1 protein-coding gene and 1 pseudogene are annotated in these 1,915 nt (G+C 69.5%); one reads left to right on the top strand and one right to left on the bottom strand.

What is annotated here, in order from left to right; translation table 11 throughout:
• Nucleotides 1–640, bottom strand: a pseudogene (locus BN13_RS17450) (hypothetical protein); the annotation flags it as partial.
• Between the two features lie 378 nt (nucleotides 641–1,018).
• Between BN13_RS17450 and BN13_RS17445 the strand changes: the two are divergent.
• A complete protein-coding gene (locus BN13_RS17445; protein WP_048548495.1) occupies nucleotides 1,019–1,816 on the top strand; it encodes an SDR family oxidoreductase in 798 nt (265 codons plus the stop codon).
• Nucleotides 1,817–1,915 lie beyond the last annotated feature (99 nt).

Here is a 1,915-nt window from a genome sequence, read left to right as displayed (position 1 = left end):
CGGCGGCGCCAGCCTGCTCGGCCGCGGTCGCCTGCGCAGCCCGGGCCGCCTCGGCAGCCTCGCGGAGGGAGGTGGCCGTGCCGGAGGCGAGGGTGGATGCCTGGAGGCGCTCGGCATACACCTCCTCGACGAAGTCGAGCGCGCTCATCCGGTCGCTGAGTTCCTGCGGACCGGCGGCGTCGAAGAGGGGTTCGAGGCTGCCGAGCGCGCCGCCCTGCTGATAGGCGAGGGCGGCGTAGTCGCGCACCGCAACCTCGGCCTTCGCCGCCTCGCTCGCGGCGGCATCCGCGGCCCGGGTGGCGTCCTGCGCCGCGCGGGTGCGCTGGGCGAGTTCCCACTTGGCCCCGTTGGCGATCTCGCCAAGGCGCGCCGCCTCAAGGCGTATGCCGTGCAGCGCTACCGCCGATTGGGCGTACGTGGCCTCGAGCTCGGCAATTCGGGCCGCGGCGCCGTCGACAGCGGACTGTGCGGCGTCGACATCCGCCTGCGTTGGGATTCCGGCGTCGGGGTCTGCGCTGGCGGCGAAGGTGGACCCGAGGACGACTCCGCAGGTCAGCGCGAATCCCGCCACCGCGCGCGCCGCCGTCAGCGCGGGGCCGCGGCGCGCGTCTCTGCGCAGGTCGAGGCGGCGGGGGGACATCGTCGAACTCCACTTCTGCTGCGTCGCCGGCCGGTGCTAGGACATGGGTGCCAGGGCATCGGTGGGCATGGGCCGTTTGGCAGGGTAGGGCTCAGGACGGTCCCCTGAAAAGCCCGGGCGCGGCCCTGCGGACCTGGGACGCGTGTTGCCCATGTGAAGGTTGAAAATGACACGCATGTGTTTCCGCAGGTCAGCGCACCCGCGTCCACCCAGGTGACGACAGGTAACGGTACGGTCACGATGAGGGCGGCGGCACGGTCATACGGGCAACTCAGCACAATTTAGTCAACTGCGGACAACTTGCAAGGTGTCCGCAGTTGACTAATTGCTGCTAGCAGAAGTTCCGTGGCGGTGCCACGCGGGCCTAGGTTGAGCCATATGGATCTTGCGGACCCTCAGCAGGCAGCTCCCGGCTCGCGGCCGGTGGCGCTCGTGACCGGCGGCGGGACGGGGATCGGGGCGGCGACGGCGGGGCGGTTGGCCGCGGCATACGACGTGGTGGTGGCCGGGAGACGGGTCGAGCGGCTGGCGGCGACCGCCGGCCGGATCGGGGGCACGGCGTCGACCCTGGTCATGGACGTCACGAGCCAGGACTCCGTCGACGCCGCCGTCGCCACCCTCGCGCGCTGCGATGTGCTGGTCAACAACGCCGGCGGGGCGCTCGGCCGCGAGAGTGTTGCCGAGGCGCGGTTGACGGACTGGGAGGAGATGTATGCAGCAAATGTCATCGGGACTGTGCGCGTCATCAAGGCCGTCCTGCCGCTGCTGCGCCGCTCACCCCACGCGACGATCGTGAACATGAGTTCAACCGCCGGACAACTCGTATATGAGGGCGGCGCCGGCTATTGCGCGGCGAAGCACGGCACGTCGGTGATCTCCGAGACCCTGCGCCTCGAACTCGTCGGCGAGCACATCCGGGTCTGCGACATCCGCCCTGGGATGGTGATGACGGACGAGTTCTCCTTGACGAGGTTCCGGGGAGACGCCGCCGAGGCCGCGTCCGTGTATGCCGACGTGGACCGTCCGCTGACCGCCGACGATGTCGCGGCCTGCGTGGAATTCGTGGTGGGCCTGCCGCAGCACGTGAATATCGACTCGCTCGTGGTGAAGCCGGTGGCGCAAGCGGCCCAGCACAAACTTCACCGCGGCAAGATCGACTGGCGCGGGTCCGACTAACCACCCGGCGGGCTGATCGGCATACGGCAGCACCATGGAGCCCAACTCAGCACAAGTTAGTCAACTGCGGACAACTTGCAAGGTGTCCACAGTTGACTA

It is taken from the genome of Nostocoides jenkinsii Ben 74, assembly GCF_001046875.1.
Classification (GTDB): Bacteria; Actinomycetota; Actinomycetes; order Actinomycetales; family Dermatophilaceae; genus Nostocoides_A; species Nostocoides_A jenkinsii.
The sequence above is the reverse complement of the archived record's forward strand: the minus strand, read 5'-3'. Positions and strand labels throughout refer to the sequence as shown.